General features: G+C 40.3%; 18 protein-coding genes and 3 tRNA genes. 12 read left to right on the top strand and 9 right to left on the bottom strand.

Translation table 11 applies throughout. The features are described 5' to 3' along the window. Nucleotides 1–254: 254 nt before the first annotated feature. Complete coding sequence (locus G4Y78_RS09690; RefSeq protein WP_163832824.1) at nt 255–560, top strand: hypothetical protein; 306 nt, start codon at nt 255–257, stop codon at nt 558–560. Nucleotides 561–684: 124 nt separating this feature from the next. Here the strand turns inward: G4Y78_RS09690 and G4Y78_RS09685 are convergent, their stop codons facing one another. Next, a complete protein-coding gene (locus tag G4Y78_RS09685) occupies nt 685–1845 on the bottom strand; it encodes a 1-acyl-sn-glycerol-3-phosphate acyltransferase (RefSeq protein ID WP_163832823.1) in 1161 nt (386 codons plus the stop codon). Between the two features lie 256 nt (nt 1846–2101). Between G4Y78_RS09685 and G4Y78_RS09680 the strand changes: the two genes are divergently transcribed. Next, nucleotides 2102–2650 carry a tetratricopeptide repeat protein gene (locus tag G4Y78_RS09680; protein WP_163832822.1) on the top strand — a complete coding sequence of 183 codons (549 nt, stop codon included), beginning with the start codon at nt 2102–2104 and terminating at the stop codon, nt 2648–2650. 37 nt (nt 2651–2687) lie between these two features. On the opposite strand, the gene dinG is transcribed toward G4Y78_RS09680, so the two are convergent. The 3 genes from dinG to G4Y78_RS09665 all read right to left on the bottom strand — a co-directional run bounded on the left by dinG (nt 2688) and on the right by G4Y78_RS09665 (nt 6386). Beyond that, nucleotides 2688–4886 (bottom strand): ATP-dependent DNA helicase DinG, encoded by a 2199-nt coding sequence (gene dinG / locus G4Y78_RS09675; protein WP_230425723.1) that lies wholly within the window; start codon nt 4884–4886, stop codon nt 2688–2690. Nucleotides 4887–4965: 79 nt separating this feature from the next. Beyond that, nucleotides 4966–5625: a DUF4360 domain-containing protein gene (locus G4Y78_RS09670; protein WP_163832821.1), complete on the bottom strand. Its 660-nt coding sequence runs from the start codon at nt 5623–5625 to the stop codon at nt 4966–4968. Between the two features lie 77 nt (nt 5626–5702). Next, nucleotides 5703–6386 carry a DUF4360 domain-containing protein gene (locus G4Y78_RS09665; protein ID WP_163832820.1) on the bottom strand — a complete coding sequence of 228 codons (684 nt, stop codon included), beginning with the start codon at nt 6384–6386 and terminating at the stop codon, nt 5703–5705. 489 nt (nt 6387–6875) lie between these two features. Here G4Y78_RS09665 and G4Y78_RS09660 point away from each other — a divergent pair, with 489 nt between their 5' ends. Then, on the top strand, nt 6876–7379 hold the full coding sequence (locus G4Y78_RS09660) for a YchJ family protein (RefSeq protein ID WP_163832819.1): 504 nt from the start codon (nt 6876–6878) through the stop codon (nt 7377–7379). A gap of 14 nt (nt 7380–7393) precedes the next feature. Here G4Y78_RS09660 and G4Y78_RS09655 read toward each other — a convergent pair whose 3' ends face one another. Beyond that, nucleotides 7394–8407, bottom strand: a complete 1014-nt coding sequence (locus G4Y78_RS09655) for a glyceraldehyde 3-phosphate dehydrogenase NAD-binding domain-containing protein (RefSeq protein ID WP_163832818.1) — start codon at nt 8405–8407, stop codon at nt 7394–7396. 555 nt (nt 8408–8962) lie between these two features. Here G4Y78_RS09655 and G4Y78_RS09650 point away from each other — a divergent pair. From G4Y78_RS09650 to G4Y78_RS09635, 4 genes are all read left to right on the top strand, one after another. Further along, complete coding sequence (locus G4Y78_RS09650) at nt 8963–9943, top strand: TAXI family TRAP transporter solute-binding subunit (protein WP_163832817.1); 981 nt, start codon at nt 8963–8965, stop codon at nt 9941–9943. 190 nt (nt 9944–10133) lie between these two features. Then, nucleotides 10134–12791, top strand: a complete 2658-nt coding sequence (locus G4Y78_RS09645) for a TRAP transporter permease (RefSeq protein ID WP_163832816.1) — start codon at nt 10134–10136, stop codon at nt 12789–12791. A gap of 153 nt (nt 12792–12944) precedes the next feature. Further along, entirely contained in the window at nt 12945–13370 is a 426-nt protein-coding gene (locus G4Y78_RS09640) for a universal stress protein (protein ID WP_163832815.1), read from the top strand. A gap of 309 nt (nt 13371–13679) precedes the next feature. Then, the gene (locus G4Y78_RS09635; RefSeq protein WP_163832814.1) at nt 13680–14057 is read left to right on the top strand and encodes a DUF3461 family protein; all 378 of its coding nucleotides are present in this window, start codon (nt 13680–13682) and stop codon (nt 14055–14057) included. Nucleotides 14058–14114: 57 nt separating this feature from the next. Here the strand turns inward: G4Y78_RS09635 and dinB are convergent, their stop codons facing one another. After that, nucleotides 14115–15209, bottom strand: coding sequence for a DNA polymerase IV (dinB, locus tag G4Y78_RS09630; RefSeq protein WP_222937674.1), 1095 nt, complete (start codon nt 15207–15209; stop codon nt 14115–14117). A gap of 244 nt (nt 15210–15453) precedes the next feature. Here dinB and G4Y78_RS09625 point away from each other — a divergent pair, with 244 nt between their 5' ends. Further along, complete coding sequence (locus G4Y78_RS09625) at nt 15454–16128, top strand: response regulator transcription factor (RefSeq protein ID WP_163832813.1); 675 nt, start codon at nt 15454–15456, stop codon at nt 16126–16128. Nucleotides 16129–16138: 10 nt separating this feature from the next. On the opposite strand, the gene G4Y78_RS09620 is transcribed toward G4Y78_RS09625, so the two are convergent. Next, nucleotides 16139–19663 (bottom strand): PAS domain-containing hybrid sensor histidine kinase/response regulator, encoded by a 3525-nt coding sequence (locus G4Y78_RS09620; protein ID WP_163832812.1) that lies wholly within the window; start codon nt 19661–19663, stop codon nt 16139–16141. Between the two features lie 197 nt (nt 19664–19860). Between G4Y78_RS09620 and G4Y78_RS09615 the strand changes: the two genes are divergently transcribed. Then, nucleotides 19861–20448: an endonuclease dU gene (locus G4Y78_RS09615; protein WP_163832811.1), complete on the top strand. Its 588-nt coding sequence runs from the start codon at nt 19861–19863 to the stop codon at nt 20446–20448. A gap of 276 nt (nt 20449–20724) precedes the next feature. Here G4Y78_RS09615 and G4Y78_RS09610 read toward each other — a convergent pair whose 3' ends face one another. Next, entirely contained in the window at nt 20725–23601 is a 2877-nt protein-coding gene (locus tag G4Y78_RS09610) for a response regulator (RefSeq protein WP_163832810.1), read from the bottom strand. Between the two features lie 204 nt (nt 23602–23805). On the opposite strand from G4Y78_RS09610, the gene G4Y78_RS09605 reads away from it, so the two are divergent. The 3 genes from G4Y78_RS09605 to G4Y78_RS09595 all read left to right on the top strand — a co-directional run bounded on the left by G4Y78_RS09605 (nt 23806) and on the right by G4Y78_RS09595 (nt 24378). Further along, nucleotides 23806–23882 (top strand) — tRNA-Met (locus G4Y78_RS09605). Between the two features lie 305 nt (nt 23883–24187). After that, nucleotides 24188–24264: transfer RNA gene (locus G4Y78_RS09600), tRNA-Met, on the top strand. Between the two features lie 37 nt (nt 24265–24301). Next, nucleotides 24302–24378: transfer RNA gene (locus G4Y78_RS09595), tRNA-Met, on the top strand. A 66-nt stretch (nt 24379–24444) separates the two neighbouring features. On the opposite strand, the gene G4Y78_RS09590 is transcribed toward G4Y78_RS09595, so the two are convergent. Next, a complete protein-coding gene (locus G4Y78_RS09590) occupies nt 24445–25254 on the bottom strand; it encodes a hypothetical protein (protein WP_163832809.1) in 810 nt (269 codons plus the stop codon). Nucleotides 25255–25374: the final 120 nt, after the last annotated feature.

Genomic DNA, 25374 nt, shown 5'->3' with positions numbered 1-25374 from the left:
AATTAGCGTGTATATTAGAAGCACATCTCATCGCAAAGTTCAGCCGAAAAAAGCAACAGATTGCAAGTCACTTCACACAATAAGCGTGATCAAATAAGCATCAATAAAAACAAATCCCTATTGTGTTGCTTTTTTAAACCTTTACAATACTGGCTTTTTTTCACTCAACATCAATTTTTATATAGCGAAAGCAAATGGCTCCTGAAAACCATTTGTGAATGTATGCGGGTTTGTCAGTATTTAAAGGAGTAACCATGCTTTTCAGCCAAACTGCTTGGGAATATATTAGTCTTAATCCACAACAAAGCTTATTTATACTGGCTACTATCTACAGTGTTTTAGGTGGGTTATTAGGGGTAAGTGTACGGTTACGTACTCAATCACACAGACAGCAGCCTGTTGTTGCCATGGTAACCAGCCATGAAGAGCATCTCCCGATCCCTCGCCACCTCGACTACTCTACTATTAACCATACGTGGAACCGTTTATTCACAGCTGTAGCCCAATTCTGTGTGGCTATGGCTGTTATTTCAGCACTGCTGGGCTATTTGTTTTTTTAGTGAATAACAGCCAATCATTTCAGCAAACCATAAAGGTATTCGATTTAGCCCTGAGCTAGCTGTAACAAAGCTGCACTCAGGGCAATCTAATCCATCATCCATTCACGGAATTAGCTTCCATCAACTACTCTTTTTCTGAAAACTTCTTTTTATTGATTACTGGGTTAGCATACATTCTCAACAGCCATGGCTGCCAAGCAGCAGTACAACTAGTCAAGCGTTCTTCAAACCGCTGACGTCGAGCAGACAAGTCCAAGTTGGGAAACTCTTCCTTAACCTGTTCCCAATTCAGTGACTGCTGCCCTTCTCCCAGCTTGTCATAAGCAAAATAGTTGGCGGGATACAAGCGATAGTCCATCAATATTCGCTGATCAATAGCTTCTGCCACTTGTTGTGGGGTATCAAACTCGCCTGTTAATGGTTCACCAAAAGCGATATGGACATGGCCTTTAAAGCCACGAATTCCTTTAACTATACTTTGTACATCTTCATTATTTGCTTTTTGGTAATGACCATCACGCTCTTTCTGATAGAGTTCCCTTGCTTTTAGCCAGTCACAAGGATCATATTCATAAGAAATAGCAACAGGCACTATTTTCAATTGATTAATAAAATCACTGAAACTAATGTCTTTACCTCGCTGACTTAACTGCAGCATTTTAATAATGGCAGCCTCAGAAAAGTCATTGCCATCTTTGGCCCGCCCTTCCCGCTGAGCAATCCAAATAGACTCATTTTCTTTTAATGAGTCATTGATATAACTGGAAAGCAACTGATAAGCAGCTAACTTTTCCCGCTTTCCCTGAACCGAGCGACGGACAATAAAGCTTTTATTTAACCGCATTAAATCACTGACAAAAGGTCGGGTCAGCAGATTATCACCAATAGCCAGACGCGGCGTTTTCATGTTGTTATGGTAAAGCGCAAAATTGACAAAAGCTGGATCAAGCACAATATCCCGGTGGTTGCTGATAAATAAATAACTTTGTTGTTTATCCAACTTATCAACACCAGAAAAAGTAACATCAGTTGTTGTTAAACGTATAACACGGTCCACATATTTTTCTACAACAATTTGCAAGCTGGTGACATCATTCACCGACTTTAATTCCCTGCGTAATAGCCAGCGCACACAAGGTTTAATAATAGGACCCAGCTTAGTTGCCAGTTTGCCTAGCTTAAACTTCGCCAGTGATTCAAGAAAGCCATCATCGTAAAGCAAACGATCAACGACTTCTCTGACTTCATGATCGTGGTAAGGCCTAATCTCTTCGTATTTATCCATACACACTCTAAAGTATTTCGCTATGGTTAATTCTGGCGGCAAATCCTAGCACAATTTTCTCCAAATCGGTTCTGCAAATCTGGTTATTTCTATCACTCACCAAAGTAAGTGAATTTGAGTAACAGAGTAATCCGTAACTATGTCCCTTGCTAAAACTAGTCGAAGCTTGCAAATAGTGTCACCTGGCAATAGCATTTAAAAAAACAGCCCTTCTAGGGCTGATTCGTCTGCATTGATTGTTTACGAAGGACGCCCAGTGAAAGTTCAATTTTTAGCCTTTTTCTTTACGAGTTTATTAGTCTCCAGCTTAACAGCTGCCAATCCTCAAATCACAGCGCTTGAAACATCTGCCAAAGCAGGAGACCATCAGGCACAGCTCAACCTTGCCAAAGCATACTACTATGGTCGTGATGCCCAGCAGGATTACACATCTGCAATCAAGTGGCTTAAACAGGCATTAAACTCGGATAATCCTCAAGCAAAAACGTTAATGGGGCTGGCACTTACCCATGGGCATGGGGTGAAAAAAAATCTAAAGCAAGCGTTTCAACTGTTTGCTGAAGCATCTCGTGAAAAAGAAGGTGAAGCCCAATTTTATCTGGGCCAAGCATACTTAAAAGGTAAAGGGACTGATTCCAATGTTATTTCAGCTTATATTTGGCTAACCCTATCCAGTCATCAGTCTCACACCAAACAAACTGAAGCCAAACAAGCTCAGCAGGAAGTCGCCAAGTTGATGACTCCAGCCCAGTTAAACAATGCCAATATATTAGTTAAGCAGTTTAAAGATCGCTACGAGCAATAAGTCAGGCCAGTGAGGACTGTTGTGACTATAACAGCCCTCACTCAATGACTTGGGTAAAAGGTGGCAAGCTGTTTAACAACATTGCTCCATAACGTTGGGTTACTACCCGTCGGTCTAATAAAGTAACTCGTCCATGATCAGCTTCCGTTCTTAATAAACGACCACAGGCTTGTACTAGCTTAACCGCTGCATCTGGAATGGTAATTTCCATAAAAGCATTACGCCCTTGATTTTCAAACCACTCCGCTAATGCTGACTCAATAGGATCATCAGGGGTAGCAAATGGGATTTTGGCAATGATGACATGCTGGCAATACATCCCAGGCAAATCAATACCTTCTGCAAAGCTGGCCAAACCAAAAATCACACTACTCTGTTTATTATCAATAGCCTGCTTATGTCGTTTAATGATTTCATGTTTAGCTAAGTCCCCTTGCACCAAAACCAGCTTTCGCTCTTTTTCAGTCAACCCATAATAAACAGCAAGCATTTGTTTGCGAGAAGCGAATAAAACCAAACTCGCTACATATTGATTAAGCAAACCCGGCAGTAGCTGGATAATCTCGTCTGTATGCCCTTGCTGATCTTTTGGACCACTTGTCATAGCAGGCACCACCAATTGGCCTGCTACTGCATAATTAAAGGGGCTTGGCACCACTAGTGTGGTACTGTTTTTCGGTATACCCGAGCGCATTCGAAATCGATCAAATTTACCCAACGCGGTTAGCGTGGCTGAAGTGACTACCACAGCATAAGCACGATTCCACAACGACTGTCGCAAAGTTTCTGCTGCTAAAATTGGGCTAGAAGCAATCTCAACCTCTAGCCGCCCTCCAATATCAACACCTTTTAACCAACGAGCCCAGGGCGGGCTGTTTTCAGAATCGGTGGTAGCATAACTTTGCCATAGCGCTAAATTGGCCGTAGCTCGGGTTAAATGCACACCCACTACAGGATACCACTGCTCAGCCTCTGGCTTATCTACCCCTGTCAATTTGCCATCAATCGCTTCTTTAAGTAGTTCAGCAATTTGATCCAACACATCCGTTAATTGACTGAACTGCTGTTTAAGCTGCTCAGCCTTATTTTTGATCAATTCAGGCACAATGCCCATGGGAAACCGATAATTAATCGTCAACTCCTGACCGTTTTGCTGAGATGTACTTGCTTTAGGCCCACGGTTTTGAGATGAACTAAGAGAATTATTACTTGCTGCTTGTTGAGTTAATAACTGAACCAGCACATGATAGCTTTCATCCAATATTTGTTGTAATTCAGGAGCCAACAGCCCCACCTTTTCCATCAGCCGGCCAGTTTCCCCGGGTAATGCATGTTGCTGTAACCATTTAGCGAGCTGTTTGGCCAAACTATCCAGCCATTGGCTAGTTGCTTTCATGCGCGCTACATGTGAAAAGTGGTTAACGGCTTTGTCCGGCAGGTGATGTCCTTCATCAAAAATATAAATGGCATCATTAGGAGCGGGTAGTACGGCGCCCCCTCCTAAGGCTAAATCAGCTAAGACCAAGTCATGATTAGTGACTACAACATCAACTTTACCCAATGCCTCACGGGCTTTAAAAAAAGCACATTGATTAAAAAACTCACAGCGCCGATTAGTGCATTGATGATGATCAGTAGTAACCGCTCGCCAAATTTCATCGTCAACGGGTTGATGCCAATTATCTCGATCACCATCCCACTTGCCTGTTGCAAGTCGGTTGAGCATCTCCTGGAAAATAGGCTGTTTGCTAGTATCCAGCTCAAGCTTATAGCCTTCTTCAGCGAGCAATTCCATAGTACCCTGCATATCATCCGCACTCTGGACTTGATGATCCAGCTTGGTCAAACACACATAACGGCCCCGTCCTTTTGCCAGGCAAAAGTTAAATGACAAACCACTTTGTTGACGGATTTCTGGTAAGTCTTTAAGAACAATTTGCTCTTGTAATGCAACGGTTGCTGTGGAAATGATAAGCGTTTTTTCACCCTGTTGGGCAACAGGAATAGCAGCAATGGTATAAGCCACGGTTTTGCCCGTGCCAGTACCCGCTTCTACAGCGCATATTGAGGGCTCTGAATCACGATTGCCTTCTTCATCAACTTGAACGGCAGCCAATGACTTAGCAATCTCAGCAATCATCAACTTTTGCCCATAACGGGGCTTTAGCGATTTCTGCTCTAAAAACTGGCTATAAGCACGTTGAATAGTTTGCTTAAGTTCTTTGTTTAACATCATCACCCTCATTTTCTAGAGAGTGATGATACGTGATTTTATAAAGGCTAAAAATAGAACGCGTAAATAATCTTTGCTGACATTAATTACTACAACGCCTCCATTTTAATCCATAACGATGGGTTAGCTTACCTTCAACACTATCCAACCCCACCACACCCTCTGCATTAGCATTCGAGGTATGGGTTTTCTTTAAGTTGAGTTGCGTGGTTAATACCACGGGTGCCGTAGCACCACAACTAGACCAAACAAATGACTCTACATCTAAACTATCAGAGACTGTAAAATCCCGGTTAATCGGACCACGTACCGAGCGGTTGAGGGTTGCTTCAGATAACTCACCTTGGAAATGATAACGACTGACAAAAGTACCATTAATTCCATTATCCAAGTCAGCAAAACCACGATAGTTAGCATCAACAATGGTATAGGAATAACCACTTGGTACAGACAGTTCTACTCTTAACTCACAGTTTTTCCGTTTGTCATGACGAGCAAACCCACCACCAATACCCGCAATATAGTTATCGAATGAAATACCAAAATTTAAGCCACTTTTTGCTACAGACGTTGCAATAGAATTCTGTTTACAGCCTGAACCACCATAAATAATACTATTAATTTTAACTTGTCCTTCAGGCGGGGTGACATACTCAAATTCTGCAGAAGCATTAGCCAGTTGTCCGACCATAATAAACAGACTGCTGACAAGGCCTACTCTTAATGATTTTATTATTAGCATTATTAATCCTTACAAATTCCCTTTAAGCCTACCTGCTTTTCACGAATATTTTTCAAGACATGATAGGCCGAATTACTTTATTCAAATGTATTGGATAACTCGCCACATCGGCGCCAGACTAGTCCATATTCCTGGGTGAGCTTTCCTTCTACACTATCAACACCAATCGTACCTCCAGCATTCGGTGCAGCAACGGGCGTGCTATTTAAACGAATTTGGGTATTCAGCACGACAGGCGCCGTAGCACCACAATCAGACCATACATACGACTCAAGGTCTAGTGTATCTTCATAAGCAAAATCTTTATCTACTTGACCTCGAATTGTTTTTGCAAAACCAGCCTCTAATAATTCACCCTGAAAACGATAGCGAGATTTAAGGGTACCTACAATACCTTTATCAAGCTCTGCATAACCACGATAAATAATATCAGCAATTGCATAGGAATAACCTGACGGCACATGTAAGTTAATCCTTAATTCACAGTATTTCCTTTTATCTGCACGGGTATAATCCTCCCCAATACCAGCAATATACTGGTCAAAAGAAACACCAAAATTTAACCCCGATGGTGCTATTGAAGTTCCCACCGTACCATTAGGACAGCCAGTACCACCGTAAACAATATCCTCAATATAAACTGAATTTTCAGGTGGATCTTCAAGGGCTATTGTGGGGTTGGCAGAAACAGAAACCATTGGCAATAATGCAATTGCACAAATAGATGCTCCAAACAAACGAGCTAAATATTTTTTTTCCATTAAAATAAAATCCTTTTAAGAGTCCATATTGTTCTGAAGGGCACCTCTGATAATTGTTTGCTACCTCTAGCATCTGGCAAACCTGCAATCAAGGCGTTACTTTGAAGGCATGCTGGTGGCCTGTCAAAAAGCAACAACGCTGAGTGCGTACCAGGAAACTCTGAAAGACGCTGCCTGATGGGTTTTACACTGTACTGGCTTTGGAAAGGCAATTAGCCTTACACATCATCGCAAGCCGTCTTGTTCAAGACCCTGCCAGGTTGAACAGAGGCGATAAACAATTATTAGAGATGCCCTTAATTAATTTTAATTACGCTGACTTTAAAACCGTTTCATCGCTATAGTCAGATCACCCAAACACTTTATTACCAGGTCAAATATCCGGGCTAGAGCGGTTCGAATCTAGCACCTCATCTAATAAATCACAATAAAAAATTTACTGAAATTTATGTTATTATTGTCCAACATAATTAATAGGTAAACGATAAAATGAATAATCCTGTATCATGTCCTTGTGGTAGTAATCAAGACTTTACCAGTTGCTGCCAACCATTTATTGAAGGGAGCCAATCTGCTACAACCGCTGAACAACTGATGCGATCTCGTTACTCTGCATACTCAGTACATGCATTGGATTATTTAATTGCTACTACTCACCCCGACCAACAGGCCAATCTCGAAAAACAAGCAATAAAGTCCTGGGCTGACCAGTGTCATTGGGTAAGATTGGAAGTCAAAAAGGTCTCGGCAGGCCAAGCATCTGACGATGCAGGTGAAGTGTCTTTTAATGCTTATTATCAGCTGACAAGTAACCCTAAAACCCAAGTTTTATCTGAAAATTCTCGCTTCGTAAAAATTAATCAGCATTGGTACTACATCGACCCAACAGTCCCATTTAAAATTAAAGGTCAGACAAAAATAAACCGCAATGATCCTTGCCCTTGCGGTAGTGGCAAAAAATACAAAAAATGTTGTTTAAATCAACAGCCCTGAACGGAATAGCTGATTTAGGAATTAGTAGGATGACTTGATGCTGCACCTACTTTTCTAACTAGCTCCATTAAACGATGGGCATACATCCACTGCTCATCAGCCCATAAAGTTAAGCTAACCATTTCACTACCAACAACTTGTGTCGCTATCGCTTCCAGATTAACAGAATGAGGTTGTTGCCAAAGATCATTAACCCATAATAAATCACTATTAACGGACAGCAGCTGCCGATAGCGCCCCTTAGCTGCTTTTTCCAATAAGCTGTTCACCTCTGCTACTGTCGTTTTACATTCCACTAAAAAAGTACTATGTATTTGCGATAATTTAGCATTAGGCAAAAAGTGTGCGCTAGCAGCCAGCTGATGCTTAAAGCTAGGAAAAACCGATAACAGTTCATTAGCTAGCCAAGTGGGCTGGCTATAAACGGACGCTTCTTCATAATTCAGGCGTTGCTTAAAATGGGCAGGTGATAGATGGTGGCTAACTGTACTATTACCTGGCTGATAGTAGAAGGATGCATACTTTATCCCCAGTCCATTCAGTAATACATTAAACACAGGGGCAACCATATGACAACTGGCTGAAAGTGCAGCAATAATCGAGTGATCATGTGGTGAATATAAATGATCATTCACTCCCATTACCAAAGCCAGCACTTGCTCAACAGGACGGGTTAAGACTGCCTTGGGTAACAACATTTTTAACGCATGCAAGCTCACTTCTTCCGGCCAGGGCTCTGCAACCAAAACAATGTCCACGCCTAATTTCCGCCAAGGAATTTCAGAAATTTTAGCAAACTGGGTACAAGCAACTAACTTTCCATCAATACTGATCGCTTTTTCTTCAGCCACTACCGACTTTTGCCAACAGCCACGGTTACTATCCTGCTTTAATAACCAGCCAATTTGTTCAGGGGTAGCTGAAGCATCGTTGACTAGCACAAATTCCACTTCAGGCCAATCCCAAGCGGCCCTTATTGCTAATCGACTCAGGCCATTAAACCCATAAATCCCAACCTTCACTGCCATGGTTTATACTCTCTCCCCCCCCACAATTTTCACTCCAGGCATTTTTTCCAGTGATTCTCAATAATTTAATTAACCAGAGCCTATAACCAATGTGAATTTTTTCAGGTATCCCGTCAAAAGGATAAAGTGAAGAAGTAACAAAGCCTAAAAATCATTCACGAAGGGTATATCATCTAATTTGGGGCGGTATGTTAAGCAAGTTTCTGTTAAAAAGAAAACGATTGAATTATATTCAGAAAGGCAAAAGCTAACAGCCTGGTCAATTAGTCAACAAAAATTTACCAAACCTGCTAATTAGGACTAACAACCTTGTTTTTAAGTATTTTTCATCACGTAATAGCAATTCAAAACACTTATGTAGGTAAAAATACTTATAGTTATAAGGGGTATTTGGTAATTAAATTGTTCCTTTTTTGTCAAACAGGCTGCGATTGACAGCGATTTGACTATAGTTAAAGCCATATTTGTATAGTCAATGCATCACTGTTTTAGCAAAAAATAACCAATATACCCGTCATGGGTATACCTACATAAAGTAAAAGAGACGAGGTAATCATGTCCGTGCTAAAAAAACTTTCCTATGGTTTAGTGGGTGTTAGCTTAAGTGTTGTAGGTTTATCAGCAAGCCATGCTGCAGAACAACAATTTATTACCATCGGTACTGGTGGTGTTACCGGCGTGTATTACCCCACTGGTGGTGCAATCTGTCGTTTAGTCAACAAAGGTCGTAAAGAACACGGCATTCGTTGCTCTGTAGAAAGTACTGGAGGGTCTATCTACAACCTCAACACAATGCGTTCTGGTGAATTGGACCTAGGTGTTGTGCAATCTGACTGGCAATACCATGCCTATAATGGAAGCAGCCAATTTAAAGCCCAAGGGCCTTACAAAGATTTACGTGCAGTTTTCTCTTTACATGTAGAGGCATTCACGGTTGTTGCTCGTAAAGATGCCAACATCAAAAGCTTTGCAGACCTGAAAGGTAAACGGGTCAACATTGGTAACCCTGGTTCAGGCCAACGCGCCAATATGGAAGTGTTGATGAAGCAATATGGCTGGAATAAGAAGGCTTTCTCTTTAGTATCTGAGCTGAAGTCTGCTGAACAAGCCAAGGCACTATGCGACAACAAAATTGATGCATTTGTTTTCGTAGCTGGTCACCCAAGTGGCTCAATCAAAGAAGCGACCACTACCTGTGACACAACTATTGTGCCTGTTCAAGGCAAAGAAATTGATAAGCTAGTTAATGATAATAGCTATTATGCTAAAACTGTTATTCCTGGTGGTTTATATGCAGGTAATGACAAAGACATCCCTACTTTTGGTGTAGCTGCTACCTTGGTTAGCTCTACTAAAACCAAGCCTGAAGTGGTGTATAACTTAGTGAAAGCTGTTTTCGACAACTTCAATGACTTCACCGCTCTACACCAAGCGTTTTCTCACTTGAAAAAAGAAAGTATGGTATCTGATGGTATGTCTGCACCATTACATGAAGGTGCTAAAAAATACTTTAAAGAAGCCGGCTTAATTAAATAACATCGGCTACTGTGTGAATTAGCCTAAAAGCATCATTTGGATGTCATAAATGATAGCTGTCAAATGTGAAAGTTTTATTATCTTTATATGAGACAGCTGTCATTTTACATGGCATCTTCGCTGTGCTGCTGTCATTGGCTCAGCAGCCCTACCAGCTTGTTCTCTTTCGTATCTAAAGGCAAATACTGATATGACATCGAAAGACCAAGATCAGTCTCTAGACCAAAACCTGGAGCAAATGATCGCCGAAGCTGATAGTGGAGCCAGAGCACCAAGAGGAATTCCTGCTTATGTGCTGTTACTGGTCCCTATCTGTTGGTCGCTATTCCAATTATGGATTGCTTCCCCACTACCCAGTGGTATTAATACGTTTATCTACAACAACATATCCCAAGACTTCAGCTTTGGTTTATTTAACAGTACTGAATCCCGGGCTATCCACTTAGGCTTTGCGCTATTTTTAGCCTTTACAGCCTACCCTGCATTTAAACGTTCACCACGCTATTATATTCCTATTCAGGACTGGTTTTTTGCTCTTATTGGGGTCGCATGTACCCTTTACTTGGTAATCTTCAAAGATGACTTAGCCAACCGCGCGGGCGCGCCAACCACCGCTGACCTAGTGACAGCAGGTATTGGAATGTTGCTACTGCTAGAAGCGACTCGTCGTGCGTTAGGGCCTCCACTCATGATTGTGGCAGGTGTCTTTTTAGTTTACACCTTTGCTGGCCCCTATATGCCGGATGTGATTGCTTACAAAGGTGCCAGCTTACAAAAAGCCCTTTCTCATTTCTGGATTACATCAGAAGGCGTATTTGGTGTTGCTCTTGGTGTAGCCACTGACTTCGTATTTTTATTTGTCCTCTTTGGTGCATTGCTTGATCGAGCAGGTGCAGGTAGCTACTTTATTCAAGTTGCTTTTTCATTGTTAGGTCACCTTAAAGGTGGTCCTGCGAAGGCAGCTGTTGTTTCCTCAGGCCTAAGTGGCATTGTTTCTGGTTCATCAATTGCCAATGTGGTAACAACAGGTACTTTTACCATTCCACTAATGAAACGAGTTGGCTTCCCAGCAAGTAAAGCGGGCGCTATTGAAGTAGCAGCGTCTACCAATGGCCAATTAACACCGCCTGTAATGGGTGCAGCGGCCTTCTTAATGGTAGAATATGTAGGTATTGATTATATTGAAGTTATCAAACATGCTATTTTACCTGCCTTAATTTCTTATATTGCCCTGTTTTATATTGTCCACCTTGAGGCATTAAAATCCGGTATGCAAGGCCTGCCAAGACCTTACAAGCCCACCTTGGTCCAGTCATTACTTACCTTTATCGGCACTATCCTTGGTTTGTGTTTACTCAGCCTAGCAGTTTACTACGGTATTGGCTGGACCAAGTCGCTGATGGGGGATACTGCTATTTGGGTCATCGGAGCGATAACGTTTATCACTTATGTTGCACTGGTTGCTTACTCCACTAAGTATCCTGCCCCTCATTTAGATAACCCTGATCAGGAAGTTATTGAAATGCCTCCGGTAGGCCCTACGGTTAAAAGTGGACTGTACTTCCTATTACCGATTGTAATTTTGGTTTGGTGCTTAACCGTTGAGCGTTTATCAGCCTCATTATCAGCTTTTTGGGCAACCGTCTTTATGATTTTTATTGTGGTTACCCATCGGCCGTTGAAAGTATTTTTTGCTCACAAAAGCAATGAACAAACAGCCGCCAACGAATACAAACAAGCGCTACGTGAAAATACCAAGCTTGGCTTTAGTGATTTAATGTTTGGTTTTGCCAATGGCGCACGTAATATGATTGGTATTGGTGTAGCTACTGCAGCAGCTGGCATTATTGTGGGTGTGGTTACCTTAACAGGTATTGGTCAAAAGCTAACTGAGGTAATTGGATTACTCTCTCAAGGTAGCATTCTGTTGGTACTGATATTTACCGCAGTAATCAGCTTAATTCTTGGAATGGGTTTACCTACTACCGCAAACTATATTGTGGTATCAAGCTTGATGGCACCCGTAATTGTATCATTAGGTGCAGAAAATGGCTTAATTGTGCCGCTAATTGCAGTGCACTTATTTGTGTTTTATTTCGGTATACTGGCCGATGATACGCCACCTGTCGGGTTAGCCGCTTATGCAGCAGCAGCCATAGCTCAGAGTGACCCCATAAAAACAGGGATACAAGGCTTTATCTATGATATTCGTACTGCCATTCTTCCCTTTATGTTTATTTTTAACACACAATTGTTATTAATAGACATTGGCGGTCCACTTGATCTGATATTGGTTATCCTCAGTGCATTGGGAGCCATGTTGGTTTTCTCAGCTGCAACCCAAGGGTTTTGGCTTGTTAAAAACCGTTGGTATGAAACCTTGGGGTTATTACTAATTGCTTTCACCCTATTCCGCCCAGGCTTTTGGTGGGATTACATTTATGAACCAATCAACTTTGTACCCGCTAAAGAAATCTATCAAATGGCGGAACAAGTAGGTGAAGGCCAAAAACTTCGACTGAGAGTACAAGGCGAAAACATTGACGGTAAGCTCAAGGAAAAAACCGTAATGTTAGCCCTACAAAAAGGTGACAATGGCGAAGCAATGGTCAAAGCCAGTGGTCTGGAATTACTCATTGAAGGCGAAAAAGTCACTGTTGATATGATTGATCTCAGTTCCCCGATTGGTAGACAAGGTTTAGACTTCGACTGGCAAATATTACACATTGAGCAAGAAAATACTGACAGCCCAGATAAGCAGTGGATGTTTATTCCTGCCCTCTTATTATTAGGTGGTGTTTTCTTAATGCAACGCCGACGCAAGCACAACCAACTGGCAGCTGCTTAACTCACTTGTAAAGTAGCGAAAAATAGCTAGATTATCAGAATCTAGCTGTTAAATGACACATGTCAAAGCAGAAGCGCTTCTGCTTTGACAATCTCACTACCATTATCCCAGTGAGTTACCGCCTGCTTTAAGGTAGTTATTTAAGGTGTCCCAATGTATAAAAATATATTACTTCCTGTCGACTTAAACGAAACCGAGCTAGCCCAAAAAGCTATTGATACTGCCGTTTTCCTCGCCCAGTCATGCAATGCAACACTGCATGTATTTACAGTCATTCCCGGCTTCAATATGCCAATGGTATCTAGTCACTTCCCTCCGGAAGTAATGCGAGAGGCTCTAACTGACTTACAAGTTCGCTTGAAAAAATATGCAAAACAGCATCTACCAGAAGGAGTTAACTACCAAACCGATGTAGCAGAAGGAAAAACCTATAAAAAAATTCTTAAGAAAATTACCCAAAGCAATATTGACTTGGTTGTTATTGCCACTCATAACAGCAAGCTTAACCATTTTTTTCTCGGTTCAGTAACAGCTAAAGTAGTAGAACATAGCAACACCAATGTACTTGTTATAAAGTAAGCACTTGCATTTAATTTTTATCTAATAGAAACTACTGTAGCTTCTTCCACAAAGAGGAGGCTACAAAGTGGTTTTACATAACATACTTATTAACCATCCTTGATATATAAGTATTTATCTCTTCAATATCGTCTCCTAATAACAACTCACTAGCAAATGATACCTACTTCATAAGTACCCTTAACAAAGTGATAAAACAATTTTTCGTATTAGTCCGGAGTGACAAAACGCCATAAGCCAGTACACTTATTAATATACCTAACGCCAAAGGTATTAAGTAAGCAATAAAGATCAGGTTCAGGTGGGATTATGTACGAGCACTTAAAAAGTATGGGTATTACAGCTATCGAAAATATTGATCGCTACAGCCTTCGCTCAGAAGCTGAGTACGACATACTTAAAATTTACTACAAAAAAGAAAAAGGCACGCTGTTTGCTCGTAGCGAAAAATTTAAGTACCCCCGCCAAAAGAAAACCGTATTGGTTGATAGCGGTACTCACAAATATAAAGATGTAACAGAGATTTCTCCTATTTTACGGCACGTGGTAGATGAGCTAGATCGCGTCACTAAACACGATAAAGAAATCATTGATCACAAGAAAAAAATTCTTCAGGATCTGCAGCATCTAGAGAAGGTTGTTAGTAATAAAATTGCTGAAATTGAAGAGCAGCTCAAGCATCTTTAAGGCAGTTTATTCAGGTCTTTTTGCACAATAACACGTACTTAACAAGTTAAGTACGTGTTATTGTTTATGCAGCGGAAATAGCTCCAACTGCTCGACAGGGTGTCTGGCATACAAGTCAATTAACCCCACACCAATGCCCAGCAATCTTACTGGTTTTTTCCCCCGTTGAAATGCTTTGGAAAATAACCCTTGATAATTATCAAGGGTTAACACCTCTGGTAATGATAGGGGCAGGCAAGCTTCTTCTAAAGTAGTTTGAGTAAAATCGTAAAACTTTACTTTTACCTGCCGTTTACCAATTGCATACCCTTCTGCTAACTTAGGTGCTAGTCTTTTCTCCAAATCTGCCAATAGCGTTGGAATTTGTCCTTGTACAGCAAACCAGTCAACTAAGTCATTAGGGTAGGTATGCTCAACACTTAACCACTTTCGTCTCCTAATAGGCTGCACCTGACGGTTATCAATACCTTTTGCTAGCTCAAATAAGCGTTCACCAAATACACCAAATTTACTGAGTAACGTATCCAATGAAATTTGTTGTAAATCACCACAAGTAACTACTCCCATTGCCTTCAGCTTGGTTGTTGTAACTTTACCTACCCCATAGATTTTGTTAACTGGCAGCTGTTGAATAAACTCTACTACCTGTTCTGGCGTAATTACAAATAAACCATTTGGCTTTCGCCAGTCACTGGCAATTTTGGCTAAGAATTTATTGGGTGCCACCCCAGCCGAAATAGTAATATGCTGCGTTTCAAACACTCTCTGGCGAATTTCCTCAGCAATTAGCGTAGCACTACCTTTACAATGAACACTGTCAGACACATCTAAAAAAGCTTCATCCAAAGAAAGTGGTTCAACCAAATCCGTATACTCATGAAAAATTGCCTGGATACCCTGGGATATATCGCGGTAATAAGACATCCGAGGTTTTAAAATAATCAACTGAGGACAGCGTTTTTTCGCATAGACAGAAGCCATTGCTGAACGCACTCCATACTGACGTGCTTCATAATTACAGGTCGCGATAACCCCTCGCTTCTCTGGCGCGCCTCCAACCGCTACTGGTTTGCCTGACAATTGAGGGTTATCTCGCACCTCAATCGCGGCAAAAAAGCAGTCACAATCTAAGTGAATAATTTTCTGCTGCACTACAATTTGTCACCCGTTGCTGGTCTAGCTCGAATATCTCAGCAGACCACAGAAACTGTCCATCCCACCCTGTGAAGTTTAGGAATACTTCATACACGACAGTACTATCTATTTTTTTAAATAAGAAGCATAATATCTTTACATAAGTCTATAAGTAGTACCCCATGGTTGCTACATCAACCATGCCAAGATTCACTACCCATGGACTAACTGGCTACAGGACACGACACTAGAGGTAAGAAGGATGATAACTCCTTACACAATTGCCATTGCAGATGACCATCCTTTATTCAGGTCTGCTTTAAAGCAAGCCTTAAGCCAAGGTTTTCCAGAAGCAACACTATTGGAAGCAGACTCAATGCTAAGCCTGCAAACAGTAGTGCGTCAATTTCAAAATATCGATTTAATTTTATTAGACTTAATGATGCCTGGTGCTGATGGTTTATCAGGGCTTATTTATTTACGCAGCCATCATCCAGCCATTCCTGTTGCTGTTGTATCAGCATCTGAAGATCAAAGTGTTATCCAGCAGGTGATGAACCAAGGGGCAGCAGGCTTTATTCCCAAGTCTGCTCCGTTGCCTTTGATTAATAAGGCACTGACATGTATTTTTAATGGCGAAATATGGCTGCCAGAACAATATGCAAACCAGGTGACTAACACTAACCCTGAGCGACACAATTTAACAGACAAGCTGGCCTCATTAACCCCCCAACAATATCGAGTATTGATCATGATGACCGAAGGTTTGCTAAATAAGCAAATTGCTTTTGATCTAGGGGTTTCTGAGGCAACAATTAAAGCCCATGCTACGGCTATCTTTAAAAAACTGAATGTGCGTAACCGCACTCAAGCTGTTATTTTAATGAAGCAACTTGCTGTTAAATTGCCTGAAGTCAATACCGCAAATGCCTCCTGACGGGGGCATTTTAGTTTATTTCTACAGCCTCGATTATCTGCTTTGCCATTAAGGCACGTAACGCAGCAGGCTTAATAGGTTTAGCTAAATAACCAATACCTGCACTTTTTGTTCGTTGGATTACCCCTTCGTCATTATCAGCTGTAATCAAAATAGCTGGTATAGTTTGTTGATACTGTTTCCACAACTTATCTACCACTTTCAGTCCATTAGTAGAATCAGCTAAATGGTAATCCACTAGAATCAAGTCAGGTGTAAAATCAGGCTCATTTTCCAACTCTTCTTGCAATAAAGGCCAATTAGGAGCGGCTACAGTCTTTAATCCCCATTTTTCCAACAGTCCCATCATTCCTTCTAAAATCAATAAATCATTATCAACACAAATAACTTGTTTACCCGCTAATGTGTTAGTCCAATTATTGGCAGGTGATGCTTGGGGAGACAGAGCAGTGATACACTGCTGCGCCTGTACAGGTACTTCTACCGAAAACACTGTACCTTTATTAACCCACGAGTCTACTGACAGATTATGCTCCAATACCGTAGCAATTCTTTTGGCAATGGCTAAGCCTAAACCTAGCCCTTCAGCTTGCTCATGTTGAAGGGGGTTGAGCTGCTTAAACTCTTCAAAAATAATCTCGCGCTGGTGATCTGGAATACCCACACCATTATCCCATACCTGTAAACTTAACATCGTTCCCTGCCTTCTAGCTCCTAGCAACACCCTCCCCCGGGAATAGCGAAAAGCATTGGTTAGATAGTTCTGTAACACTCGTCGTAATAACCGTTTATCACTATAAATACAGCTATGACAAACGACTACTGCAAAATCAATTTGCTTTTCTTGCGCCATTGCTGAAAACTCAATGGTTAACTCCTGAAACAACTCAGCTAAACTGAACACATTTTTATTGGCTGTTGTGACACCGGCATCTAACTTCGAAATATCCAATAAGTCATATAAAATACCTTCTGCACTCTTTAAAGCACTATCCAAATGGTCTGCAGTTTGTTCATATTCTGTGCCCACTAATTGCTGGGTTAGCATAGCTGCAAATAACCGGGCAGCATTTAAAGGCTGCATCAGGTCATGACTGGCTGCAGCCAAAAATCGGGTTTTACTATGGTTAGCTCGCTCTGCCTCAGCTTTGGCTTGCATTAATTCGTGATTCAGTTTGGACAACTCTTCGGTACGCTGCTGAACTCTTATTTCCAGAGACTCATTGGTTTCTTTTAACACCTGCTCAGCACGCCGGAAAGGGGTAATATCTGTATAAGTAGAAACAAACCCTCCCCCAAACAGCGGATTGATCTGCACTTCGATTACCGTGCCATTATCCCAACATAACTCAATACGATGGGGCAGCCCCTGCTTGAAGTAATTAAGTCGATTGGCCACATATTCTTCAACCATCACTGGACCACATAACCCTCTAGCCGCATTATAGCGAATCACCTCCGCTATTGATTTGCCCACATGAATAAAACTTTCTGGGTAATCAAAAATTTCCAAGTAACGACTATTCCAAACCACTAAACATAAGTCTTTATCTAAAACAGTAATACCTTGACTGATATTTTCTATCGCAACATGCAGCATTTCCCGACTGAAATGGATAGCAGCGGATGCTTCATCAACGATCATAGCCACATCCGATAAATAAATATGCTGCCGTTTAGTGGCTAAATCCAGAATTAAGCGTGCAGTAGCTGAACCAATATAGCTAGCCAGTAAACGTTCAGTATGGACAACCAGCTCTGGGGAGGCAGGTTGGTTGAGATTCAGTTGCTCATGATTAATGGCTTCAAAAAATTGAAAGCTAGCATTAGCTTTTTCTTCCCCAACAAATCGTGTCGCTAATGCCAATAAGTCATTGGAACTGATTTTACTGGTCTGCATTTTTGGCGGAAGCCACTTAGTGGTATTTTGTTCAAGTAAACTTAACGGTGGATGTATTCGTTCACTTACAACCGATTCAGTTAATAAAGAGCCAACCAAAAAGCCAACCAAATTCATACCCAGGCTTACTAAAATGCCATGATTCAAGGGATCTAGCGAGGAATAAAATAAAAACTGGCTTGGGTTCAGCCAAGTGTATTGAACCAAAGCAAACCACTTACTGGTTTCTACACTACCCCCTTGTTCTAAAAACAGTGGGATAATTAAGGTATAAAGCCAAGTTAACATGCCTAATGATAGGCCAATAATGACACCTTTTTTATTCGCTTTATGCCAATAAATAATGCCAATTAATGCTGGTGCTAACTGACCTATCCCTGCTAACGAAATCAAGCCAATGGATGCCAATGATTCGACTTTACCTAACGACACTTGAAAAACAAAAGCCAGAAATAGAATGAGTACAATTGCTACACGACGGGTATTTAATAATAAACGGTTCATGGCTAATGGGTGGTATTGGTTATTTACCCGATTACGCAGTAACAATGGATTGACCAAGTCATTACTTACCATTGTGCTTAACGCAATCGTTGCCATAATCACCATGCTAATGGCTGCTGAAGAGCCGCCAATAAACCCAATTAATGATAACTGTTCATAACCAAGCGCCATTGGTAAACTAATTAAAAATGTATCTGGGGATACCTGGCCATCAAAATACATTTCCCCCGTTAAGGCCAAGGGGATAATAAACAGTGGAAATAGACATAGATATAAAGGAAACAGCCAACGTGCACGACTCAAGTCCTGACCAGAAGTATGCTCAACCACCATCACATGAAACTGTCTGGGCAAACAAATAATAGCCACCATGGCTAATAGCATATGGCTAGTAAAGGTCATCGGATTGATCGCTTGCTGAAATAAGTCAGACGTCATTTGATGGGTTTTGGCTAATTGCCATGCCTCACTCATACCACCATAAATCGAGTAAGTAACCACCCCACCCACTAACAAAAAGGCCACCAGTTTCAAAATAGATTCAAAAGCAATAGCTACCATCATTCCAGGGTGATGCTCAGTCACATCTAGCTGCCGGGTTCCAAATAAAATCGTAAATACTGCCAACATGATAGTGACAATTAGTGCTGTTTGAGTGCCTGCTACATTTTCTGCTGAAGCATGGGCAGTACCATCCGTTAAAATGGTGTACCCCATAACTATTGATTTGAGTTGCATTGCAATATATGGAAGGATGCTAATAACTGCGAGCAACGTGACCATCACTGCTAAAGACCTAGATTTGCCATATCGCAAAGCAATAAAATCAGCAATAGTGGTAATGTTTTCAGCTTTGGCAACAGCAATAATTTTGGCAAGTAATGAATAGCCAAAACAAAATACCAAAATAGGTCCCAAGTATAACGGCAAAAAAGACCACAAGTTATTTGCTGCTTGCCCTACAGCACCATAAAAGCTCCATGAGCTACAATATACAGCCAACGATAAGCTATACACTAACCAACGATTTTTAGGCCAACGCTTAAACTTACTGTCACCCAAGTAGGCAATTAAAAATATAAACGACACATATAAGATCGTTATGGCAGCTAGCGACCATCCAGAAATCATTTCACTTAACTATTAAACTTAATACTTAAACATGGCGAGTATACATAACACAGCTACCTGATAAATCCCAGTAAATAAAAGTCTAACTGGTGATACAACTGCACTATAGGGTTTTACGCTATATTCTCATCCAAATCGATGAGCTGTTAAACCAGTATTTTGCTATCATCCTTTTAAATAGTGATTATTCACATCAAATGAAGACACTTGAACAACTGATTGCATTAAACAAACACATCCGAGCAATTGGATTTGATGATGCGCCTTTTAAAAAGCACCAACATCAGCAAGTTAACATCAGTGGTATAATCTGTAACAACACCCGTTTTGAGGGTATGTTATGGCAAACGATTACCCGAGATGGTTTTGATTCAACTGAAGTGCTAATCGACTGTGTTAAGGCGAGTAAATTTCATCCACAAATTAATGTCATTTTACTTGATGGTATTGCCTTCGGTGGTTTTAATATTGTGGATTTGCCTCGCTTAGCTAATGAATTGGAACGCCCTTGTATTACCGTCATGAGAAAACAGCCAGATTTAACAGCAATTAAACAAGCACTACAAAACCTATCTAACTGGCAAGCCCGTTGGCAACTTATTCAAAATGCCGGGCCTATTCATGCGATACATCCTTTTTATTTTCAAACTCAAGGGACATCTCCTAATATAGCAGCACAAATTCTCTCTAGACTAACAGACCAAGGGCATGTTCCTGAAGCATTGAGAATTGCACATCTAATAGGTGCAGCCATTAAAACAGGGGAAAGTAGCCGTCAAGCTTAAATCTACGCTAGGGCCTGTTAACACTATTTGAAATCACCGTTGTAACTGTAACAGCACTAATCGAGGCGCGAAGAGAGAAATTTAGTGGTTCTAAATGAACAATGAGCTACAACGAGTCTTGCTTTTACAGTCATAACCCTTCGGGCCGTGATTATTTTTTCACCCAGCAGTGTGACAAGTCATTTATGTAGAATGACTACACGTCATTCCTTGTGCCTTACTGGGCGACGGCAGTAGTAATTCAAATAGTGTTAACAGACCCTAGGCAACTTTTAGTTAATTAATCGCAGTTTGTTTGCAACAATACTGTTCGATAGCCTCAATTGTCTTCTTACTGGTATCAATTAAAGCAGCTAATATCTTCTCACTTGGTAATTGCTGCTCTCTTAACTGGCGTTCAACATTGGACGCTAGCTGTTGTAATTGAATGGCAGACAAATTTGCTGCAACCCCTTTTAGCGCATGGGCTTTATCTACTGCTTGTGTTAACTCATTAGTATGAATATCTTCAACAATCATTTCAGCCATTTGAGTATATTCAGCAATGAACATTTTTAGTAGATTACAATACATCCCCTGATCACCTGCTAACCGGTTAATAGCATCCTTGATATCCAATAAAGGATATAACCCATCACTCTGGTTGTTAGAATACTCTGTATAAAGCCTAGCAGCATAGACATTATCAATGCTGCTATTGCTCATGGGTTTGTCCTCTGTGTTCACCTGTGATGATTTTGTTTGTAATGCCACCGATAATTGTCGTTGCAGCACTTCAAATAATAAGTCTTTTTTTATTGGTTTTGATATATAATCGTTCATTCCAGCAGCTATACAACGTTCTCTGTCACCCTTCATTGCATTTGCAGTCATAGCAACAATAGGGAGCAATTCAGCAGAGTACATCTCACGTATTTTTCGGGTTGCTTCATAACCGTCCATAACAGGCATTTGTACATCCATTAAAATAATATCGAATGAATGTTGCTCAACCATGTTCACAGCTTGCAGACCATTGAAAGCCACATCCAATACAGCACCAGAATTATTTAGAAACTCTTTTACTAACAACTGATTAATTTTATTATCTTCTACTAACAACAGCTGAATGCCTTCTAAACTTGTTACCTGTTTTGCTGTTGGCTGGTTTACTTGAGTCTTTCTCCACAAACCAATCGCTTGAGAAATAGACTGCCAAAGTCCATAAGTCGTGAAAGGCTTAACCAAAAAATCTTTGGCACCGACTTGAATAGCCTGTTGCTGAACCTTTTCATTACCAAAAGCCGTTATTATCACAACAGGTAATTTTTGATAGATAGGGATAAGTCGTAAATGCCTAACTAACTCAATGCCATTCATTTCTGGCATACACCAGTCAATAATCAATAAGTCACAAAGAGGTTGCTTAGCCAAATAAGTCAAGGCGGCGGCGGCAGAGTTAAAGGTTATTACATCTGCTTTAGTCGCTTTTAACATATGTTCCACAACATCACTGACCAATGAATTATCATCAACCAAGACAATATGCTTGTCAGCTAATTCAGGCGCTCTCAGGCATATCACTTCCGTTAGTTCCATTTTTAAAGGCAGACAAAAACTAAACTGACTGCCCTTACCAAGCTCACTGGTAACACTGATTCCCCCCCCCATTAGCTCAACTAACCTTTTGCAAATACTTAAACCTAAACCCGTCCCCCCAAATTGTCGTGTCGTAGAACTGTCAGCTTGAGCAAAAGCTTGAAATAACTTATTCTGTTTCTCTGGTGGAATGCCAACCCCTGTATCACTCACACTAAACCGCAAATAAGCTCTGTTTTCAGTTGGTGATTCTCTTTCACTAGCTTGACTTTTATTATGAATTAGTTGATCAAAGGCCTGTTTATCCAAATTTTCGATTGTAATAACGACCTGCCCTTCTTCGGTAAATTTTATTGCATTACTTACTAAGTTAATGAGTATTTGGTTAAGTCTTAAGGGATCTCCAATAAGCTGATGAGCTAGTTCTGTTTTATCATCAATAATCATTTCAATTTGTTTTTGCTCACAGCGACGTGCAAACATATTGCATAATATATCCAGCTGTTTAGTTAAATCAAAAGTGACTTGATCAATCTCTAACTTTCCTGCCTCTATTTTTGAAAAATCCAAAATATCATTAATAATCAGCAATAATGACTCTGCAGAGATTTTTATTTTACGCACAAAATCAACTTGTTTTTTATTTAAACTACTTTGTAATACTAGCTCGGTAAAACCAATAATTGCATTCATTGGTGTGCGTATTTCATGACTCATATTTGCCAAAAACTGGCTTTTAGCCCGGGTTGCAGCTTCTGCTTGTAAACTTTTTTGTGCCAACTCACGGTTTTTTCGCAAACTAAAAACAAGTACTAATCCCAAAATAGTTACAATAAAGGCGCTTACTATAATGGTCTCTAAGCGCTGATAGCTTTGTACATTTTTGTCGTGATAACTTAAAATTTGAGTTAACAAATCTACCATCGGGTTATTTTTCAGTTTAATAAGTTGCGCCTCTTGTAGCTCCAAGTTTTCTAGCAAAAACCCCGTGTAAGATACCATTTGCCACAGATTATTAGAGAGCGAACGAAACCCCGGCTCATCTGCCGAGCGAGCTAAAAACTGGGTAACCTTTTGCGCTTGCTGCTTAGCAGTAGGAAGTAAACGTAATTGATACAACAGTAAGCTACTTGAAAGCTGTACAATATGAGGCGCTAAATGTCTGTTATTTTTAAGCTGAGTGCTGAGCTGAGAATATTGTAAAAAAGCCTGATCGATATCATTTTTTAAATCATTGAAACGCTTATACTGCTCCAAAAACTCATAGCTTGCAGCTAAAAACTGTTGATGTTTAACTTCATCATGCCATTGATAAACATCATTTACTTGCTGCTGATATTGCTCGATGACCAGCTGTAACTCTTTCAACTGTTGGATTTGACTATTAATATTAGGCTGCTGCTTGGGCGATAATTGAATATCTTGAGCCATTAGCAAGCTTATGTTTCGCTCAATTTGCATCAACAAGTCAGCATGTTGGCTATTATCACCCGCTAACTGGTGTTTAAACCAATACCCCCCCCCTAAAGCAGCAAACAAGCTGATTAGAGAAATATACCAAATCTTATTGTTCATAGTCTTTTGCTCTAGCCCTGAGCATTATCAGCTTCTTTGTCCTTGCCAAAAATTGCTATTACCTATAAAAAGGCCGCTACAATAACTACTTCTTGAGCAGTAAAGATCAGCACTTCAAAGCTGACTATTTACCGATCATTTTTTTAATTATAGCTATCTGTGTTGACATTCAATTGTAATGTCTTTAGTATAGCCCCATATTGATGCGGGGTGGAGCAGTCTGGTAGCTCGTCGGGCTCATAACCCGAAGGTCGTTGGTTCGAATCCAGCCCCCGCTACCATTTAGTATAAAGCTATCCAAATAGGATGGCTTTTTTTATTGCTGTATTTCCTTGAAACGAAGTTGTTCTAGCTCAATCTCCTACACACTAATTGTGTTATTTCTCATCTAACTCAGTATTGTTACCTTTTAATCTCAGTCTCTGTACTGAAATATTATCTTTTATGAGGCATAGTCGCTTTCTTACTGTTGACTATGTAACAACAGAGATTTTTAAAGAAAATGGCTTAAAACCTACAACCTATTTTCAAAAAAGGTTGACATAAATACTTGCAGCCAATATGATCAGCACCCTCATAACGTTGGTGCGGGGTGGAGCAGTCTGGTAGCTCGTCGGGCTCATAACCCGAAGGTCGTTGGTTCGAATCCAGCCCCCGCTACCATTATTCATTTTATATGAATAAAAGTGTTATTTATCGGTGCGGGGTGGAGCAGCTTGGTAGCTCGTCGGGCTCATAACCCGAAGGCCGTTGGTTCAAATCCAGCCCCCGCTACCAATTTTATTGTTTTCACAAGTTGCCCTTTCCCCACAAAAGATTTTCAAATCATAGAGTTAATTTCAGTTAACTCTCTTGAACTTGAAAAAAAGGCAGCAACTTCTCTACTTCATCCCTTACATTTTTTTCAGCCACTTCTAACACCTCGGTGGAGTCATACCTATCGCCTGGAGTACTATAGAAATACTCCTTAAAAACAAACTTATTATTTTTCAGCTCAAGACAGCTGTTTTCACTCAACTCCACAATAAAAGAGGGTTGTATTTTGATCAACGTTGCATCCTCTTCATAAGAAGAGCCTGTACTTATTTTCATATCTGGAGAAATATTACTTGCACAGTATCCTTGACGCTTACTGTTCCCAATTACACTATATAGCTTTTCATATGTATAAATATCAATGCCATTTTTTTCAAGTATCACACTTTCACTCGTAAAAGCACTTGAAAGACTGTATATTGGCATATACTTCCCATAAAAATCCCGCTTTTGCCCAGTCACTTCAACATGATAAGCAGGGCATTCATACTTAACTACGCGATTCGTTTCAATATTTAATTGCTTGGTTACAACATTTAATAAATGATTACCTATTTTATGGCTAAATTCTTTACTACAATCATTTAGTTTTTTAACCTCTAAGCTAGAGTGGAAAATGGCTGGATATTGGATTTTATATGTTTTATTTGATTTTTCATCTTTTGTCTTAAGCTGTTTAATAGTAATCTCTATAGGTATTTTTTTCTTACTTTCCAATTCGAGTTTTACTGTAACCTGCTCACCAATATAATTATGACTACTGTTAATTTGTACCGGGCTAGCAAATACAGGCATTGAAGCCCAAATAGTCAACAATACACTCAATCTACAATGCATTTTTATATCCTCATGTTATTAAATTGAAATTATCTTCACCATTCAATCATATCAATACGTATAAATCCCTAGCCAAAGAAAGTCAGCATAACTTCATTCACAAATTTTTGTAAATATCTT

Source organism: Spartinivicinus ruber, from assembly GCF_011009015.1.
In the GTDB taxonomy this organism is placed as follows: domain Bacteria; phylum Pseudomonadota; class Gammaproteobacteria; order Pseudomonadales; family Zooshikellaceae; genus Spartinivicinus; species Spartinivicinus ruber.
The sequence above is the reverse complement of the archived record's forward strand: the minus strand, read 5'-3'. Positions and strand labels throughout refer to the sequence as shown.

What these genes read in the sequence shown, in the direction of transcription:
- G4Y78_RS09685 (WP_163832823.1), bottom strand. Translation starts at nt 1,845, where the DNA reads ATGGATAAATACGAAGAGATTAGGCCTTACCACGATCATGAAGTCAGA.
- G4Y78_RS09645 (WP_163832816.1), top strand. Translation starts at nt 10,134, where the DNA reads ATGACATCGAAAGACCAAGATCAGTCTCTAGACCAAAACCTGGAGCAA.
- G4Y78_RS09660 (WP_163832819.1), top strand. Translation starts at nt 6,876, where the DNA reads ATGAATAATCCTGTATCATGTCCTTGTGGTAGTAATCAAGACTTTACC.
- G4Y78_RS09655 (WP_163832818.1), bottom strand. Translation starts at nt 8,407, where the DNA reads ATGGCAGTGAAGGTTGGGATTTATGGGTTTAATGGCCTGAGTCGATTA.
- G4Y78_RS09625 (WP_163832813.1), top strand. Translation starts at nt 15,454, where the DNA reads ATGATAACTCCTTACACAATTGCCATTGCAGATGACCATCCTTTATTC.
- G4Y78_RS09690 (WP_163832824.1), top strand. Translation starts at nt 255, where the DNA reads ATGCTTTTCAGCCAAACTGCTTGGGAATATATTAGTCTTAATCCACAA.
- G4Y78_RS09640 (WP_163832815.1), top strand. Translation starts at nt 12,945, where the DNA reads ATGTATAAAAATATATTACTTCCTGTCGACTTAAACGAAACCGAGCTA.
- G4Y78_RS09590 (WP_163832809.1), bottom strand. Translation starts at nt 25,254, where the DNA reads ATGCATTGTAGATTGAGTGTATTGTTGACTATTTGGGCTTCAATGCCT.
- dinG (WP_230425723.1), bottom strand. Translation starts at nt 4,886, where the DNA reads ATGATGTTAAACAAAGAACTTAAGCAAACTATTCAACGTGCTTATAGC.
- G4Y78_RS09610 (WP_163832810.1), bottom strand. Translation starts at nt 23,601, where the DNA reads ATGAACAATAAGATTTGGTATATTTCTCTAATCAGCTTGTTTGCTGCT.
- G4Y78_RS09650 (WP_163832817.1), top strand. Translation starts at nt 8,963, where the DNA reads ATGTCCGTGCTAAAAAAACTTTCCTATGGTTTAGTGGGTGTTAGCTTA.
- G4Y78_RS09615 (WP_163832811.1), top strand. Translation starts at nt 19,861, where the DNA reads ATGAAGACACTTGAACAACTGATTGCATTAAACAAACACATCCGAGCA.
- G4Y78_RS09635 (WP_163832814.1), top strand. Translation starts at nt 13,680, where the DNA reads ATGTACGAGCACTTAAAAAGTATGGGTATTACAGCTATCGAAAATATT.
- G4Y78_RS09620 (WP_163832812.1), bottom strand. Translation starts at nt 19,663, where the DNA reads ATGATTTCTGGATGGTCGCTAGCTGCCATAACGATCTTATATGTGTCG.
- G4Y78_RS09665 (WP_163832820.1), bottom strand. Translation starts at nt 6,386, where the DNA reads ATGGAAAAAAAATATTTAGCTCGTTTGTTTGGAGCATCTATTTGTGCA.
- G4Y78_RS09670 (WP_163832821.1), bottom strand. Translation starts at nt 5,625, where the DNA reads ATGCTAATAATAAAATCATTAAGAGTAGGCCTTGTCAGCAGTCTGTTT.